Annotated in this window: 14 protein-coding genes; 5 read left to right on the top strand and 9 right to left on the bottom strand. The window is 44.2% G+C overall.

Going from position 1 to position 14,340, the window contains the following annotated elements; all coding sequences use genetic code 11:
* Window positions 1-165 precede the first annotated feature (165 nt).
* Window positions 166-684, bottom strand: a complete 519-nt coding sequence (locus ACWYVB_RS05345) for an NUDIX hydrolase (RefSeq protein WP_005395311.1) — start codon at window positions 682-684, stop codon at window positions 166-168.
* Window positions 685-962: 278 nt separating this feature from the next.
* On the opposite strand from ACWYVB_RS05345, the gene ACWYVB_RS05340 reads away from it, so the two are divergent.
* Both ACWYVB_RS05340 and ACWYVB_RS05335 read left to right on the top strand, forming a co-directional pair.
* Window positions 963-1,229, top strand: a complete 267-nt coding sequence (locus tag ACWYVB_RS05340) for a putative hemolysin (protein ID WP_005395313.1) — start codon at window positions 963-965, stop codon at window positions 1,227-1,229.
* A 249-nt stretch (window positions 1,230-1,478) separates the two neighbouring features.
* Window positions 1,479-2,135, top strand: a complete 657-nt coding sequence (locus ACWYVB_RS05335; RefSeq protein WP_046873846.1) for a hypothetical protein — start codon at window positions 1,479-1,481, stop codon at window positions 2,133-2,135.
* On the opposite strand, the gene ACWYVB_RS05330 is transcribed toward ACWYVB_RS05335, so the two are convergent.
* Window positions 2,125-2,967, bottom strand: coding sequence for a YdcF family protein (locus tag ACWYVB_RS05330; RefSeq protein ID WP_104973394.1), 843 nt, complete (start codon window positions 2,965-2,967; stop codon window positions 2,125-2,127). The two genes, ACWYVB_RS05335 and ACWYVB_RS05330, sit on opposite strands and share 11 nt — an antisense overlap.
* 131 nt (window positions 2,968-3,098) lie before the next feature.
* On the opposite strand from ACWYVB_RS05330, the gene ACWYVB_RS05325 reads away from it, so the two are divergent.
* Both ACWYVB_RS05325 and ACWYVB_RS05320 read left to right on the top strand, forming a co-directional pair.
* Window positions 3,099-4,469 carry an L-serine ammonia-lyase gene (locus tag ACWYVB_RS05325; protein ID WP_282149883.1) on the top strand — a complete coding sequence of 457 codons (1,371 nt, stop codon included), beginning with the start codon at window positions 3,099-3,101 and terminating at the stop codon, window positions 4,467-4,469.
* Window positions 4,470-4,801: 332 nt separating this feature from the next.
* A complete protein-coding gene (locus tag ACWYVB_RS05320) occupies window positions 4,802-6,298 on the top strand; it encodes a peptide MFS transporter (RefSeq protein WP_182018804.1) in 1,497 nt (498 codons plus the stop codon).
* A gap of 77 nt (window positions 6,299-6,375) precedes the next feature.
* Here ACWYVB_RS05320 and ACWYVB_RS05315 read toward each other — a convergent pair whose 3' ends face one another.
* Window positions 6,376-6,612 (bottom strand): hypothetical protein, encoded by a 237-nt coding sequence (locus ACWYVB_RS05315; RefSeq protein ID WP_005395322.1) that lies wholly within the window; start codon window positions 6,610-6,612, stop codon window positions 6,376-6,378.
* A 256-nt stretch (window positions 6,613-6,868) separates the two neighbouring features.
* On the opposite strand from ACWYVB_RS05315, the gene ACWYVB_RS05310 reads away from it, so the two are divergent.
* On the top strand, window positions 6,869-7,744 hold the full coding sequence (locus tag ACWYVB_RS05310) for a LysR family transcriptional regulator (protein ID WP_282149884.1): 876 nt from the start codon (window positions 6,869-6,871) through the stop codon (window positions 7,742-7,744).
* Here ACWYVB_RS05310 and ACWYVB_RS05305 read toward each other — a convergent pair.
* The 6 genes from ACWYVB_RS05305 to ACWYVB_RS05280 all read right to left on the bottom strand — a co-directional run bounded on the left by ACWYVB_RS05305 (window position 7,741) and on the right by ACWYVB_RS05280 (window position 14,334).
* Window positions 7,741-8,514 carry a phosphotransferase enzyme family protein gene (locus tag ACWYVB_RS05305; protein WP_457528263.1) on the bottom strand — a complete coding sequence of 258 codons (774 nt, stop codon included), beginning with the start codon at window positions 8,512-8,514 and terminating at the stop codon, window positions 7,741-7,743. The genes ACWYVB_RS05310 and ACWYVB_RS05305 overlap by 4 nt on opposite strands.
* A 161-nt stretch (window positions 8,515-8,675) precedes the next feature.
* The gene (locus ACWYVB_RS05300) at window positions 8,676-9,545 is read right to left on the bottom strand and encodes a LysR substrate-binding domain-containing protein (protein ID WP_457528261.1); all 870 of its coding nucleotides are present in this window, start codon (window positions 9,543-9,545) and stop codon (window positions 8,676-8,678) included.
* A gap of 136 nt (window positions 9,546-9,681) precedes the next feature.
* Window positions 9,682-10,662, bottom strand: coding sequence for an OmpA family protein (locus ACWYVB_RS05295; RefSeq protein WP_457528259.1), 981 nt, complete (start codon window positions 10,660-10,662; stop codon window positions 9,682-9,684).
* A gap of 457 nt (window positions 10,663-11,119) precedes the next feature.
* A complete protein-coding gene (locus ACWYVB_RS05290) occupies window positions 11,120-12,244 on the bottom strand; it encodes a M14 family metallopeptidase (protein WP_457528257.1) in 1,125 nt (374 codons plus the stop codon).
* 113 nt (window positions 12,245-12,357) lie between these two features.
* Entirely contained in the window at window positions 12,358-13,758 is a 1,401-nt protein-coding gene (locus tag ACWYVB_RS05285) for an FAD-dependent oxidoreductase (RefSeq protein ID WP_457528255.1), read from the bottom strand.
* 216 nt (window positions 13,759-13,974) lie between these two features.
* Entirely contained in the window at window positions 13,975-14,334 is a 360-nt protein-coding gene (locus ACWYVB_RS05280) for a DUF3316 domain-containing protein (RefSeq protein WP_457528253.1), read from the bottom strand.
* Window positions 14,335-14,340: the final 6 nt, after the last annotated feature.

Here is a 14,340-nt window from a genome sequence, read left to right as displayed (position 1 = left end):
TTTCATAGTTCGAAACAAATTTAAAATATCAAGATGACGCTTCGCTTGCGCGTCTGGAATAAGTCCGGGTTCCGGGGGGGAGTCCGGACTTTTTTTATCGATTTAAAAGCTGACCTATTAACAGAACAACGAGTGGGTAAGTCACTATGAGGCAAGCTAAGTTATTTATAGTAATTCTTTAGAAATCAACTGAAGCAAAAACGTTTCGCGCTCGATGCTCATGCCTTTTTTCGGGCTTTCTGCCATGGTCTTTTCATTGTGCGCTATCGCTTCGTGAATGTTCATCCATACTGGACGCATTCCATTTTTAACTTCATAGTCTTCATAAGCCGTTTCGCCTAACTCACGATCGATTTTACATGTATAGCAATACGACACCATGTGCATTACGTCAGCGTCGTCTTTATACCAAGGACGAAATTCCTCAAAGATTCCGAAAGGCTTAATACCATGGATATTCTGCGCGCCGGTTTCCTCTTCTAGTTCACGAACTAGTCCAGCAATCACATCTTCACCATCATCAATACCACCACCAGGCAAAGTGTAGTCATGGTAACGCTCTGTATAGAGCAACAACACATCTTCACCATCTAGTACGATGGCGCGTGCCGCATTGCGCTGGAAAATAATTTTGTCGTCCAAGTGCTCAATGTCCGGATGAACGGTCGATTTTAAGTGTCTCATCGAAAATACCACTGTCATGTTTTGCGCGCATATTACCGAACTTCACGCTTTAAATCATCGTTGTCGGTCCAAATGCGTTCAAGACATTGGTTTGAACGCAACGGTTCTAACCTTCGTAACAATCCGCAACAAATAGAAGTGTGACGTGATAACCAGTAAAAGATGAGAATATCTAAATTCTTATACGTCCCTCTTACTTTTAACATCGATAAGACAATAATCTCTGAAAGTTGCCTATAATCAATACAATACTCGCCCACCCCATGCGGAGATAAAGAATGAAAAAGACAAATTTAATGATGGCTATGGCTGCAACGTTGGTACTGGCTGGTTGTTCAACTTACGAAGGTGCCACTCGCTCGACTGAGTATACCTCCGTCGCAAATCCTGCAGCCGTTTACTGTGTTCAGCAAGGTGGTGAGTTGGATACCGTTTCGGAAAATGGCGAACGTGTGACTTACTGCGTGCTGTCTGACGATAATCGTGTCGAGCAATGGGAATACTATCGCGACAATCATAAAGAAAGTGAGAGTGGCGACTACTAAAATTTTTTGTCGACACGCCAGATTCCCTCTATCACTTAGGAGCCTTTAGGCTTCTTTTTTATTTGATTTATCAAAACTTTCTCACTTCATTTTTGCATACCTCTGACTTTACCGCACATCGATACTATATCGAACAGTGTTCTATTCTTGACATTCCTCTGGCATAACTTTCCACTTGGACAATAAAATCCCAAACACAGATCACACTAATTCACATTTCTTCCACATTTTCTGGAACAGGTGAGCAAGATGAAAACACAAATAGTAAAAGAAGCCGAGTCAGCCCCAAGCAACGTTGTTACTGAAGAGTCAAAGCGCATCATTTATAAATCGAGTTTAAGCGCTTTGATGATTGTCGCTATCAGTATTCTCGTTAACCTCAGTCTTCGCCTTGATTATGTCGTGTTGGGTTCAAGCCTTGGTGAGCTTTCCATAACAGAAACACTCCAGCTTGTGATGCTCGCGATTGCATCGTGGTCATTTTTTACCCTATCTAAACAACAGCCTCAGCTAAAGCATGCGGCCATTTTGATTGCCGGCTTTTTCGCGGTGCTCATTATTCGTGAAACAGACTATTGGACAGACATGATTCGTCATGGTTCTTGGGTTTTCCCTGCGCTCGCTGTCACCGCACTGGCTTGCGCCAAAGCTTACCAAGGTGGTAAAGGTACCATGAACGAAATGGCGACTATCTTAACGGTGCCCCACATGAAACTGTTAATTGGTGCCGTGATGCTATTGTTGGTCTTCTCTCGCTTGTATGGCATGGGCAGTTTTTGGCAACAAGTGATGGACGAGAACTACATCCGTGATGTTAAAAATATTTCGGAAGAAGGCATGGAACTCCTTTGCTACTGTTTGATCGCATTGAGCGCAGTCCGCACAAAACGCGAACTTAATGAATAGACTCAGGATCCAAGCGGCGGTTCAATGCAGTTAATATCGGATGAACGATCCTTAACGCTTGTTCCGCAGCTCCTACAGATTCATCCAAGGCCGTCATTTCGATGGCCTTTTTCATATCTTCAATCTGTTGCAAACTATCTTTATCGAGTGGTAAAGCGAGCAATTGCTGAATGGCATGTCTCGCGATCATAAGCGGCTTCTTTCGGACAACCGATAAGTCTCGTAAAAATGCTCCCTGCTTGACCCCTTCTAAATAAACTCGGTAAGTCGTGAGTTCATCCAGTAATAAAAATGCCGCTGCCATAGGCCCTTTATGTGGGTATGGTACGCTGATATGTTTGTTGATATCTAATGGTAAGTTGAGAGTAACGCCCATGGATGCGCACTCAGATTTTAGTACTCGTAATAATCCCAGCTCATCCATCAAGGTTTGGATTTCTATGATTCGCTCAAGGTGGTAGTCATTCGACAACAAGGTGACCTCAACCGGACGCGCTGACCATAACTGGAACAAACCACTATCACACAAAACGCGAGAAGCGTAACGCATGTTCTGGAACGTATTCAAAGATCGATTTTCTAAAAGTATTTGATGTTCAGGGAACGGATGCACAGCGGCCGCATTGAGAGAGTTAAAATAGCTGTACATTGCATCTGCTTCAGAAATGCATTGGCCTTGCGTTAATCCACCACAAAAAATAATCGCCGTTCGCTCTGTCGGCAATGACGCAATCGCATTAGATAAGGCTTCGACTCTTGTTACCCCCTCAACGGTCAATCTGCTATTGACGAGGCGTTTACCTAAAACGATGACCACATTGTCTAACTTCATTTCAAAATCTCGCGCTTAGTTGGCAGTGTTACAAAAATCTTCTTTCACTCCCGGCCTACAGGCTTTAACATCTAGTTAACAACACTGTTCTAGAGACCTTTATAAAGGTTCACTGCTAAAGGAAGTCAATTATGCTGTCGATTTTCGATATATTTAAGATTGGTGTCGGGCCTTCTAGCTCCCACACTAATGGTCCTATGCTTGCCGGATTCCATTTCACTCAACTAGTTAGCGACTCTATGGCGAAAGTGCATCGGGTGCAAGTGGACCTTTATGGCTCATTATCGCTCACTGGTAGAGGGCACCACACAGACCGAGCCACTGTCCTTGGTTTGATGGGAAATAAACCCGATACCATTAAAATGAGTAGCGCTAAAAGTGCGCTACAAAATACTATAGACAACAACACGCTGCTGCTCGCTGGTACGCACCAGATTGAGTTTAGCTACGACCATGACATCGTCTTTCATAGTGACAACCTTCCCCTGCATGAAAACGGAATGACGATTACTGCACTAGACGCTGCGGGAGACCAAGTGGCGTTTGAAATTTATTATTCCATCGGAGGTGGGTTCATCGCCACCGCTGCCGAACTAGAAAACGGCACACAACAAGATGAAGTCGCGGTACCATTTCCTTTCACATCAGCGGATGAGATGCTGGAAAAAGCCGAGACTAACGGTTTTAGTTTGGGAGGTATGATTCTACAAAACGAACTGGCATTCCGCTCAGATGAAGAAATTAGCCAAAGAGCAGAACAAATTTGGAAAGTGATGTCGCTCTGCATGCAACGTGGTTTCGATACGGAAGGGATTTTAGAAGGTGGTCTCAATGTCACTCGTCGTGCACCAAACCTTTTGAAGAAGCTCGAAGCAAACGCTGCAGTTGAGAATGATCCAATGGAGATCATGGATTGGATTAACCTCTTTGCCTTTGCGGTTAGCGAAGAAAATGCAGCTGGCGGACAAGTCGTTACTTCTCCAACTAATGGCGCTGCAGGGGTGATTCCGGCGGTATTGATGTACTACCATCGCTTCATCAAAGAGCTTGATATTAAACAGCTGAAAGATTTTCTCGCAGTCGCTGGCGCTATCGGCATCTTATATAAAACTAACGCGTCAATTTCCGGCGCCGAAGTGGGTTGTCAGGGAGAGGTCGGGGTTTCTTCATCCATGGCAGCCGCTGGTTTAACGGCGCTCAGAGGCGGCAGTAACGAGCAGATTTGTATAGCCGCGGAAATTGCGATGGAGCATTCATTAGGAATGACTTGTGACCCGATCGGCGGCTTGGTTCAAGTGCCTTGCATTGAAAGAAATGCCATGGGCGCAATGAAAGCCATTAATGCCTCACGTATGGCATTAAAGCGCACGAGCAAATGCCTTATTTCATTAGATAAAGTTATCGAAACCATGTATCAAACTGGTAAAGATATGAACAAAAAATACCGTGAAACTTCCTTAGGTGGCTTGGCCGTCATTCATATGGCACCGCCATGCGAATAGTCAAATAAGCCCGCTATATCATTGCTGGCGATGCACTTCGTCAGCAATTTCCTTTCTCGCAAGACCTCTTTTTATTTGCCGTAATCCTATAAAACCCCATTAGCTCCAATCAGTAACAAATACAACAAAATTAAACAAAAATAGAATTAAGCACTGCTTTATTCAAATTGATCTAGAACAACACATTAGCATTTAGCCATATAAGCATTAGAAAATATAGTGCAGCATTTCCACGTTATGCGACAATTATTTCAATACTCAATCTTTCGTTTCATTACTATTTAATAGAAATAACAATACCTACCTTTCTCCGCTAATGTGAGTACAAAATTATGTGGAATAAACTCAATAAATCCATGATGTTCTGCCAAATGATGTTTGGCTTATCATTTTACGGTGTATTAGTAAGTCTAACTCGATTTTTTCTAGAGGATCTAAATTACAACGAAGCCGATACGATGATGATCGTTGGTGCTTTTTCGGCGATCGGGCCACTTTTCGCGATCGCGGGCGGCTTTATTGCAGATAAGTTTTTAGGCGCTTATCGCTCACTTTCTATCGCATATTTCGCTTTTGCATCCGGTTACGTATTACTCGTGCTGGGGGCTTCTGCTTCTAACGTTCCACTTTCAATGTGTGGTATTGCGCTCGCCAGTTATGGCCGCGGCCTGATGTCACCCTCTTACCCTAGCCTCTATAAACGAACTTTCAAATCACAAGAAGATTTTGAAAAAGGATACCCAATCAATTATTCAGTGAATAATGTTGGCGCCTTTTTAGGTCAATATTTGTTCCCAATGATTGTCCTTGTGATCGGCTTTAATGGCGGTTTTACCATCTCTGCTGTTATGGCAGTAGCGGCATTGATCATGCTATTGGTATTCCGCAAAGATCTTGTTGGCGTAGCCTCTGAGCTTGATCAAAAAACCGTAAGTTTAAAAAACTGGGTACTTTTTGCATTGATTTCATTGGCAATGATCGCGTTGGTATTTTTCATGTTTTCAAACATGGATATTGGCCAAAATATCGTATACGCCATCGGAGGGGCGGCGATCGCATACTTCATATCTCTGATGCTTAAAGCAAGCAAAGCTGAGTCTTTGAAGATGGGGACCATCTTAATTGTGACCTTGCTGACAACCTGTTTCTTTGTTTACTACGGACAAATGATGACCTCGATGAACATGGTTGCTATCAACACATTAAAAGGCTCTCTATTTGGTTTTATTCCGCTCGAACCAGAAGCAGCAATGGCAATGAACCCGCTTTGGTGTATGGTTGGTGGTCCTATCGTAGCTGGCTTTTTTGGGTTGCTGGAAAAGCGCGATATCTACCTCTCTACCGCGACAAAAATCGCCTTGGCATTTGTACTGACCGCGATAGCGTTTGGTATCTTGACGTTTGCCGTGACTACCGTGGGTGAAGATGTCGTGATCATGCCAGAAATCTTTCTCGCTATTCACTTCTTCCAGGCGATTGCAGAAGTCATCGTGGGTTCGATGGTCGTAGCGTTTATTCTTTCCGTCGCGCCGAAGCACATCGAAAACTTCTCTGTGAGCCTATTTTCTGTGGCAATCGCATTAAGCGGTATTATTGGTGCTGCATTCTCAACCTCTATCGCGTTAGAGAAAGGACAGACCATCACACAAGACATTGTACAAAACGTATATGGTGATTATTTCCAATTACTCACTGTCCTTGCTGTCGTGATGGTCGCTATCGCAATGGCAGCGTCACTCATTATTCGCAAGATGCTTGATGCGGCGAAAGAAAGCGATACTCAAGCGCAACCAGTCGAGATCGAAGCTGGGGTTGAAGTTCAAAGCTGAGTTTGATGATTTACCTATCTCAAAATATAAAAAATGCCGCGATATTCGCGGCATTTTCTTAACAACAACATGTTCGATTAATCACGTCGACCACGAAGTTCAATTTTTTGTGTAGCAGCATCCGTTTGGATGATTACCCCGCCATAGGCAGTTTCATTTCGACCTTTCAGCGTCAGTTGAGAATCTGCGCGCTCGACGTCGACCTGATTTTTCGTAGCCATCGTCATATCAATCGTGCCCGTGTATGACCCATCGCCAGCTAATGCTATGTTTGTTGAGCAAACCATCAAACCAAGTGCGATTAATTTTTTCATACGTCACCTCTGTTTTTGTTCTTACTTTCTTTCGATGAAAAAACTGTAACAACAGAAACATGTTCATACGAGGAAAGTCATCATTTACCAAATGGAAATCCAAACCACTAAATTGATATGACCAAGTATATTTGCTGTCCACCGTCGCCTTCAATAAACCATAAGATACGACAGCATGCTTAAATTGACCGAACGTTGTCTTTTATTTAGAAATTCAGAGATATGATTTCTCGGCAGAAGATAAATGAGACGATGTATGAGCATTAATCTGGACATTCAAAACGTATTGGTACTAAAACGGATGTATGAGTTACGTAGCGTCCGATTGGTGGCAGATTCACTCGGAAAGACCTCAGGATCAATCAGCAAAAACCTGACAAAAATGAAAGCGCAGCTCGATGATCCTTTGTTCATTCAGACTAAAAATGGCTTTGAACCGACCGCTTTTGTCGAAGCGAACATGCCACATTTTGAACAAATACTCACCAGTATTGATTCCATCAAACCACAGAGTTTTTCACCCGCTCATTTTGACGGCTCGATCACTATTTATGCGAACACATTGTTTTGGGATTACTTTGGTGACAAGTTTTACTTAGAATTACTAAAACACGCCCCAAAAGCAAAGTTCTCTTGTTTACGTTGGGGGAGCGACGCGAAAAAGCGATTAACTGAGGGTGAAAACGCTATTGCGATTCATTATTTTGATGAGGAGCTTCCGCAGTCAATTATTCAAAACGAACTAGGTCGAGGAAAAGCCGTATTTTTTGTTCGAGATGAGCATCCCGCTCAACATTTCCAAGAGCTAGAAAACTATCCCTTTTTACTTTTCAAAACGCCGGGATGGAACGACTACCGATACCCGTTGTTGGAAAGGCTCAACCATATGGGGTTCCGAACCACACCTAAGGTAGAAATTGAACACCCTGCGATGATTCAAAAAGTGCTCCTACAAACGGATCATTTTGGTATAACCATGAGTGGACATGTGCCTAAGGGCTGCCGAAGTATCGCGCTTCCTGGCGGGTTAGAGCTTGATGTTCGCTACGTGATGAGCTGTCGTCGATCACAACAGCAAGCCCCGATAAACCAGTGGTTATTCAATGTCATTAAAGATATCACCCAGCCCTAACCTAAAAGTCCTAGGGTGATGACTTGTCTATGTTGTCTTAGGTACTCGATATCGTTGAGGTAAGCGGTATGATGGCAATCTTCTAGGTTCGCTTGAAACCTATCATCACCTTGAGCTGCGACCCCTCTCATAAAATCAACTAACGCGGAGAGTCGATGTGTCATCACCTCCACCAGCTCTTCCCGTTCCAATCTCGAATACCCATAAGCGTCACAGAAGAGTTTTGCACGCTGAATTTGTTGCTCCAAACAGCCCATTTTATCGTGCTCATCGGTTTTAAATGGTGCCCAACCATAGACCGAAAAAGCGACATCCAAAACTCTTGGCGCCGGATGCGCCGTATCAAAATCAAACACACCAACGACAAACTCTCCATGGAGTGCCACGTTATATGGCATGAAATCACCATGACAAATCACCTCTTGTGGTGTTCGTGGTGGCAGCATCCAGTGCAGCGTTTCATTTTGATATTGCTTAAGGAAACCCTCAGATGCATCGTGCATATCGCGTAACATTTTTGCCGCAGATTGGAGCGCGGAAACAGAAGCAATGTTGCCAATCAATGGATAGTTGTAAGTCTCTCCTTCGACATAGCTGACCCACTCTTTTCCTTTTTCAATACCAACCGCTTTAGGGCATGCCGTAAAGCCTCGTGAATGAAGATAGGTAAGTAGCAGATGGACAGTCATCGTCCAATAACTGGCAGGACGAGATATCAAATTCCCTTTTCGATAGATGGCATTTTCTCTACCGCCTTGCATTGTGTCCATAACAGTATCCTGTGTGGATTAAGCGCGCATCAGATAACGTAAAGCTAGATCATCATACACTCAAAGCTTTTAGAGAAGGTTGACTGACCCTATAAGAAACCGCGCATTTTGTTAGGTAAATCGCAAGAATAAGTACCGCTGTAAAAATAGACCGTAAAACATCAAAGGCTTTGTATTAACCATTGGGCAAAGGTGTTTACGTGTGACTTTTCTGATGCTCTAACCATCATATAGTGTGCGCCGGAGCTGGGCATACGCCAATCTCCGATTTGTACTAATATCCCTTGTTGCAACTCATCCTCAACAAGAAAGTCTCTCACCAGCAAGACACCAAGTTGATTAGTTGCAGCTTGAATAGCAAGCAATGAATGTTCAAATTCGGCTATCACTTTGCTCACCTTGCCTTGATAACCTTGGTACGCAAACCATACCTGCCAAGATTCATGATAACCGCCGGTGCAGATTTTAGGTGTTTGAGACAGCTTCGTGAGGTCATCAATCGGATTTAACTGAATAAAGCCGGGGCTTGCTACAACGATCCAGTTTTCTTGGGTAAGCTGAATAGCTTGTTGTTCTTGCCAATCGCCATCTCCGTTAATAATTTCTATATCTGCAATCGCACTGGCGTTTGGAACCGTATTCGCGGTTGTCGAGATCTTAAAGGAAACATCTGGAAATTGACGCTGAAAATCGGCCATCCTTGGCATTAACCATTGCGAGCAAAAACTGTGGCTGACATGTAAGGTAATTTGCTTGTTCTGTGGGCGAGTAAATAAATGATGGGTCGAGGTTGATAAGGTTTGAAGCACATGGTTAACCACCGGCCAGTATTCTTTTGCTGAGCTGGTCAGCGTAAGGTGCGTACCCTTGCGCTCGAATAATGTTGCATTTAACTGCAGTTCTAGCGATTTCACCTGCTGACTGACGGCCGCACGGGTCACATTTAGCTCCTCTGCGGCTTTAGTGAAGCTCTGTAATCGCGCCGTGGCTTCAAACGCTCGGAGCAAATTAAGCGGCGGTAAGCTTTGCATAACACTCTCCCAAATACTCAGTAGCCATGGTATGAACTGGTGATGACAAATTGATGAAAGTGCTGAGTTTGTTAAGCGGGATCAAAAAAGCCAGCGTGATACACGCTGGCTTTTGGAACTGTCTCTTAAGCAGGAATTATTCTGCTTTCTCAGTGGTTTGGTATTCAAACGCAGGGACAACTACTTCAACACGACGGTTCATTTGACGACCTTGACGTGTTTCGTTGCTTGCTACTGGGTTAGCTTCACCCTTGCCTTTCACTGTCATACGTTCAGCCGCAATACCTTTTGCTTGGAACTCGTCAGCAACGGCTTTCGCGCGTTTTTCTGTAAGTTGCTGGTTGTACGCAGCAGAACCCGTCGTATCACTGTAACCCGTGATCTCAACTTGAGCTTGTGGGTAAGTGTTCATCAGATCAACGGTACCAGAAAGGGTCGATGCATCTTTCACTTCTGCACTTTCTAGGTCGAATTGTACTGTCGCTGTTGTTTGAGCAGGGTAAACATGCTCAACAATACGTGTTGCAGGGCGTGTTTCTACTACTTCCTCAACCACTTCTTCTTGAACTACTGGCTCAGAGCCGAACTTGTAGTTAAAACCAATACCGAAGAAATCTGAATCCATATCTTCAATCACGTCATCAGACATATCTTGGTAACGTTGGTATTCAGCACGTAGGCTCCAGTTGTAGTTGATTTTGTACTCAGCACCTAGAGAGCCTGTTGGTACGAAATCTTTTTCGTCACCCGCCATCATGTATGCAGCACCAACTTTCGCGAATAGATTCCAAGAATCCGTTAGCGGTAGGTTGAATTTAGGAGCAAGAGTCAACGCCCAAAGATCACCGTCAACGGTGTTTAGGCCCGGCTTTTTGAAGTTTGCAGTGAAGTCACCAAGGTAATCAACACCGTACTCTGCTGCAACGTACTCGTTGAAGCTGTAGCCCAGGTGCATAGATGCTGCAAAACTGTCGTCGTCACAAGGTTCGTTTAGGTAACACGCATCATTTAGAGAGTTGTAACCTACTTTACCGCCCATGTAAGTGTCAGCAAGTGCAACGTTTGAGATCACACCACCAGCAAGTACAGTAGCCACTGCTATAGCGATTTTTTTCATTATTCTTTTCCTTTTTCTTGTACACAAAGCAACACATCGAGGCAGCATACTGCCGTAAAATATGAAGCCGTAACTTTCTCTTTTCTTCGAACAGAAATAGCTAAATAGCGTAGGAAAGAATCAAAAAATGATATTCAAACGCCAATGACGTAAAACGGAGAAAGATAACCTCAAGACCATCTATTCATGAGCTTCATCCGCATACCCAACCGAGAAATAAAGTCTCGTTGCGTTGGTTTAGCCATAGTCAATTCGTTGCGGAGAATATCACAAAATAGCCAGTTTTCTGTGACGCAAATCACCATAAAAACCCATATTCTCAAATTTAAGAATCGACATTTAAGCCTGTGAATGGCAACAAATTTTTACAGGAGAGAATGGATATCGAAGGCATAAAAAAACAGCTCATTTAAAATGAGCTGTTTTCGAAATAATGAACAGACGTTAAGTTATCGAACTAGATTTTATCCGCCACGGTAAGCGTTGCAGCTAAGACATCTTGCCCAAATAATACACTGCGTTCTGGTGACCAACCATAAAGTGGATCTGGGTGATTGTTGTTGTCTTTAAATGGCATCTCGATCGTGTACGACAGGCATTTGAACTGCTCCGCGACCCAGTTTGAGCCCACCGTCAAATTCGCTTTACCAGGCTCATCTTTATCGTAACCAATCTCATCTTGGAATTCAGGGGTAATAGTCAGTAGCGCTTGCTTAAATGATGCCTCTAAAGCGGCAAGATTTTCATCGTAAGAAGGAATACCTTCTGAGCCAGCGACGAAGTTGTAAGGAATTGCTTCATCACCATGGATATCTAAAAACATGTCAACACCCGTTTCCAGCATACGTTGACGAACAAGGTAGACTTCTGGGCTCTTTTCCATTGATGGCGTTTGCCATTCACGGTTCAAGTTCACGCCTGCCGCGTTCGTACGCAAGTGGCCGCGAATACCACCGTCTGGGTTCATGTTTGGTACCACGTAAAGCACTGCTTTTTCCAGTAATGCACGCGCAACCGTGTCATTTTCATCCAGTAAACGTTGGATCATGCCTTCCATGAACCATTCAGCCATGGTTTCACCCGGATGTTGGCGTGCAATCATCCAGATTTTCTTTTTGCCTTCTTCCGGCTCACCAAACGTTAGCAAGCTCATGTCATTGCCGTCTAATGTGTGGCCTAGTGTTTCTAGTTGGCAGTGGTGCGCGCTTTGTGCCATGTGTAACAAGTCTAAATGACGATCGTATGTGTAAGGCGCAAAGTACGCGAAGTAAATTGAGCTACGCTCAGGGATAACAGTGAAAGTCAGCGTGTCGCCATCGAACTCTGCTGGTATACGGAACCATTCTTCACGGTCGTAAGACGCTACGACATCATAACCTTGCCACCCTTCTGGATAAGCCGACTTAGCCAAATCAAGCAGTTTGATCGTGTGCGACTGCTCGGCTTCGGTTTCTAGACGGAAATGGAACCACTGGTAGAATTCCGACATATTGTCATTAGGGATTTTAAGTTGGATGTCATTTTTGTCGTCCGCTTTCACTACGTGAATGCTGCCGCTATCGAAGTTGCTGAATACTTTCATTATATTACTCACCTTTTAAATCTGAGCTTGAAAGACAGAGGCTAACACAAGGCTACATCGCCCCCCAATGACTTTCACTGCAAACTGTCTCGTTTGTGGCTAAAGTCTTCAGTTTAGTCGAGCTTATCCGCTTTGCCTGCTGGTCCTGCGAGTTTCGCTAGCCATTTATCCCAAACAAACGGACGTTTCTCATTATCTTCCGCTTCCTCTTTTCGGCGAACAGCATTTCGTACCATCATTGCTCCCAGCCAACGTATTGGTTCTGGTGGAAAATACCCAAGCGGTCCTTGCGCTAAACCACTTCGCGTCCATTCGTTATCTAGCCCTAACACCAACGACGATAAAATCTTTCCACCCATTCGAGTTTGGGCAACGCCGTTACCTGAATAACCAAACCCGTAAAAGACATTACTTTGCTCATCCAATTGGCCAAAAAAAGGAAACCCAGTTGCGGAACGATCCGAACCGCCAGTCCAAGAGTACTCAAATTCAGCCCCTTTTAAGCGAGGAAAAAGGTTGTCGAATGACTTTTTTAGTAGCGTTTGATAACGCGTCGGTTTGTTAAACATCGCATCAACTTGGTTGTTGAAAGAGAACTGATTACCGCCTTTACCTAGCATCAAACGGCCATCTGGCGTATCTCGGTAATAATGTACGAAGATGCGTGAGTCCAAGACACTCGAACCTGCTTGCCAACCAGATTGAGACAAAGTATCACCAAGCGGTTTGGTAATAACCATATCCGAAGACACCACAACAATGCTGTTTTTGAACTGCTTAAATTGCTCCACCATCCATGCATTTAATGCCAACACCACCTGCTGTGCTTGAATGTTTCCTTTAGGTGTACAGACGGTGGCAGGTTTTCCATAATCTAGACGCGTCATTGGCGTGTTCTCATAAACTTCTACACCCAGATCAATAGCAACACGGCGTAACCCTCGCGCGAGTAAGGCGGGTTGTACGTTAGCAGCAACCGGAGAGTGATAGCCTTCAATATGGCGAGGTGAACCCGCATTGGCAAGCAGTTCCTCCACCGAGCAACGACGCCAGCTGTTCACCTCTAATCGTTGTAACTCATCAACAACTGGCTGCATTCCTCCAGCTTGCGCTCGGTTTGTCGCCGTATAATAAACACCGTTGAGTGATAGCTGTGCATCAATCCCATGTTGCTTGCAAAATGCGTCGATTTCTAACACCGCTTGCTCTGACTCTTTCACTAACCAAGCGGCGTGTTCCTCACCAAATAGTCGTTTCAACGTCGGAAACTTTGTCGACCATGTCAGCATACAGCCGCCATTCGCGCCCGATGCACCACTGCCACACAAGCCCTTTTCGATAACAACCACCTGTTTTTCAGGAGATTGCTGCTTAATCATAATCGCTGTCCAAAGTCCGGTGTAGCCACCACCGACAATAGCAATATCGGTATCAATATTTTGATGTAATGGTTGAGGCGTTTCTGGCTGTTCGGCTTCAATGGCCTGTTTGAACCAGTATGAACTGTGTGTCATCGGATATCCTTGTTAGTGCGTTGCATCGTTTCTGTAAATACTTTACAAACGATGAGCACAATCAACGAGCAAGAATATCTAACGCTGAGCGATAGCAAATGTTGCGCTGAGAGAGTGGAAATTTCCGCTATCAATGAATACAAAAATGGGGAGCAGCGCTCCCCAAAACAAACAGCAAGGATATAAATTATCGGAAAATCGAGACCGTCTTACTGGTTAGTATTTACCGGTTTCACGCATGCGGTACTCGTATTGAACATTGAGAATAGGCTGGTATACAACTTGCCCGTCACTTTGCAAGAACTCATTCACCATGACTTTTGAGTCAGTGATAGAAAACGACTGGCGATCAACATACTCTGTAAGGCTTGTAAACTCGTCACGAAGCTGACCTGGTGATTTGCTTTGATAGGTCTGAATCATGTCACGACCCATTTCATAAGCCGCTTGTTTGCTATCCATAACATCACCATGGATCGTTTCGGTATCGTTTGTCCACTGATAGCCACCAGCAAAAACAACAGAAGGTGCAGCAGTCAGAGCAATCATACTTGCTAAAGTCATTAAGCGTTTCATAAACCT

Source organism: Vibrio sp. JZG10 (assembly GCF_054064075.1).
This window is presented reverse-complemented; position numbering and strand designations above follow the sequence as displayed.

Bases quoted from the DNA above. Each gene is read 5' to 3' on its own strand.
- ACWYVB_RS05345 (WP_005395311.1), bottom strand. From the start codon at position 684: ATGAGACACTTAAAATCGACCGTTCATCCGGACATTGAGCACTTGGAC.
- ACWYVB_RS05340 (WP_005395313.1), top strand. From the start codon at position 963: ATGAAAAAGACAAATTTAATGATGGCTATGGCTGCAACGTTGGTACTG.
- ACWYVB_RS05335 (WP_046873846.1), top strand. From the start codon at position 1,479: ATGAAAACACAAATAGTAAAAGAAGCCGAGTCAGCCCCAAGCAACGTT.
- ACWYVB_RS05330 (WP_104973394.1), bottom strand. From the start codon at position 2,967: ATGAAGTTAGACAATGTGGTCATCGTTTTAGGTAAACGCCTCGTCAAT.
- ACWYVB_RS05325 (WP_282149883.1), top strand. From the start codon at position 3,099: ATGCTGTCGATTTTCGATATATTTAAGATTGGTGTCGGGCCTTCTAGC.
- ACWYVB_RS05320 (WP_182018804.1), top strand. From the start codon at position 4,802: ATGTGGAATAAACTCAATAAATCCATGATGTTCTGCCAAATGATGTTT.
- ACWYVB_RS05315 (WP_005395322.1), bottom strand. From the start codon at position 6,612: ATGAAAAAATTAATCGCACTTGGTTTGATGGTTTGCTCAACAAACATA.
- ACWYVB_RS05310 (WP_282149884.1), top strand. From the start codon at position 6,869: ATGAGCATTAATCTGGACATTCAAAACGTATTGGTACTAAAACGGATG.
- ACWYVB_RS05305 (WP_457528263.1), bottom strand. From the start codon at position 8,514: ATGGACACAATGCAAGGCGGTAGAGAAAATGCCATCTATCGAAAAGGG.
- ACWYVB_RS05300 (WP_457528261.1), bottom strand. From the start codon at position 9,545: ATGCAAAGCTTACCGCCGCTTAATTTGCTCCGAGCGTTTGAAGCCACG.
- ACWYVB_RS05295 (WP_457528259.1), bottom strand. From the start codon at position 10,662: ATGAAAAAAATCGCTATAGCAGTGGCTACTGTACTTGCTGGTGGTGTG.
- ACWYVB_RS05290 (WP_457528257.1), bottom strand. From the start codon at position 12,244: ATGAAAGTATTCAGCAACTTCGATAGCGGCAGCATTCACGTAGTGAAA.
- ACWYVB_RS05285 (WP_457528255.1), bottom strand. From the start codon at position 13,758: ATGACACACAGTTCATACTGGTTCAAACAGGCCATTGAAGCCGAACAG.
- ACWYVB_RS05280 (WP_457528253.1), bottom strand. From the start codon at position 14,334: ATGAAACGCTTAATGACTTTAGCAAGTATGATTGCTCTGACTGCTGCA.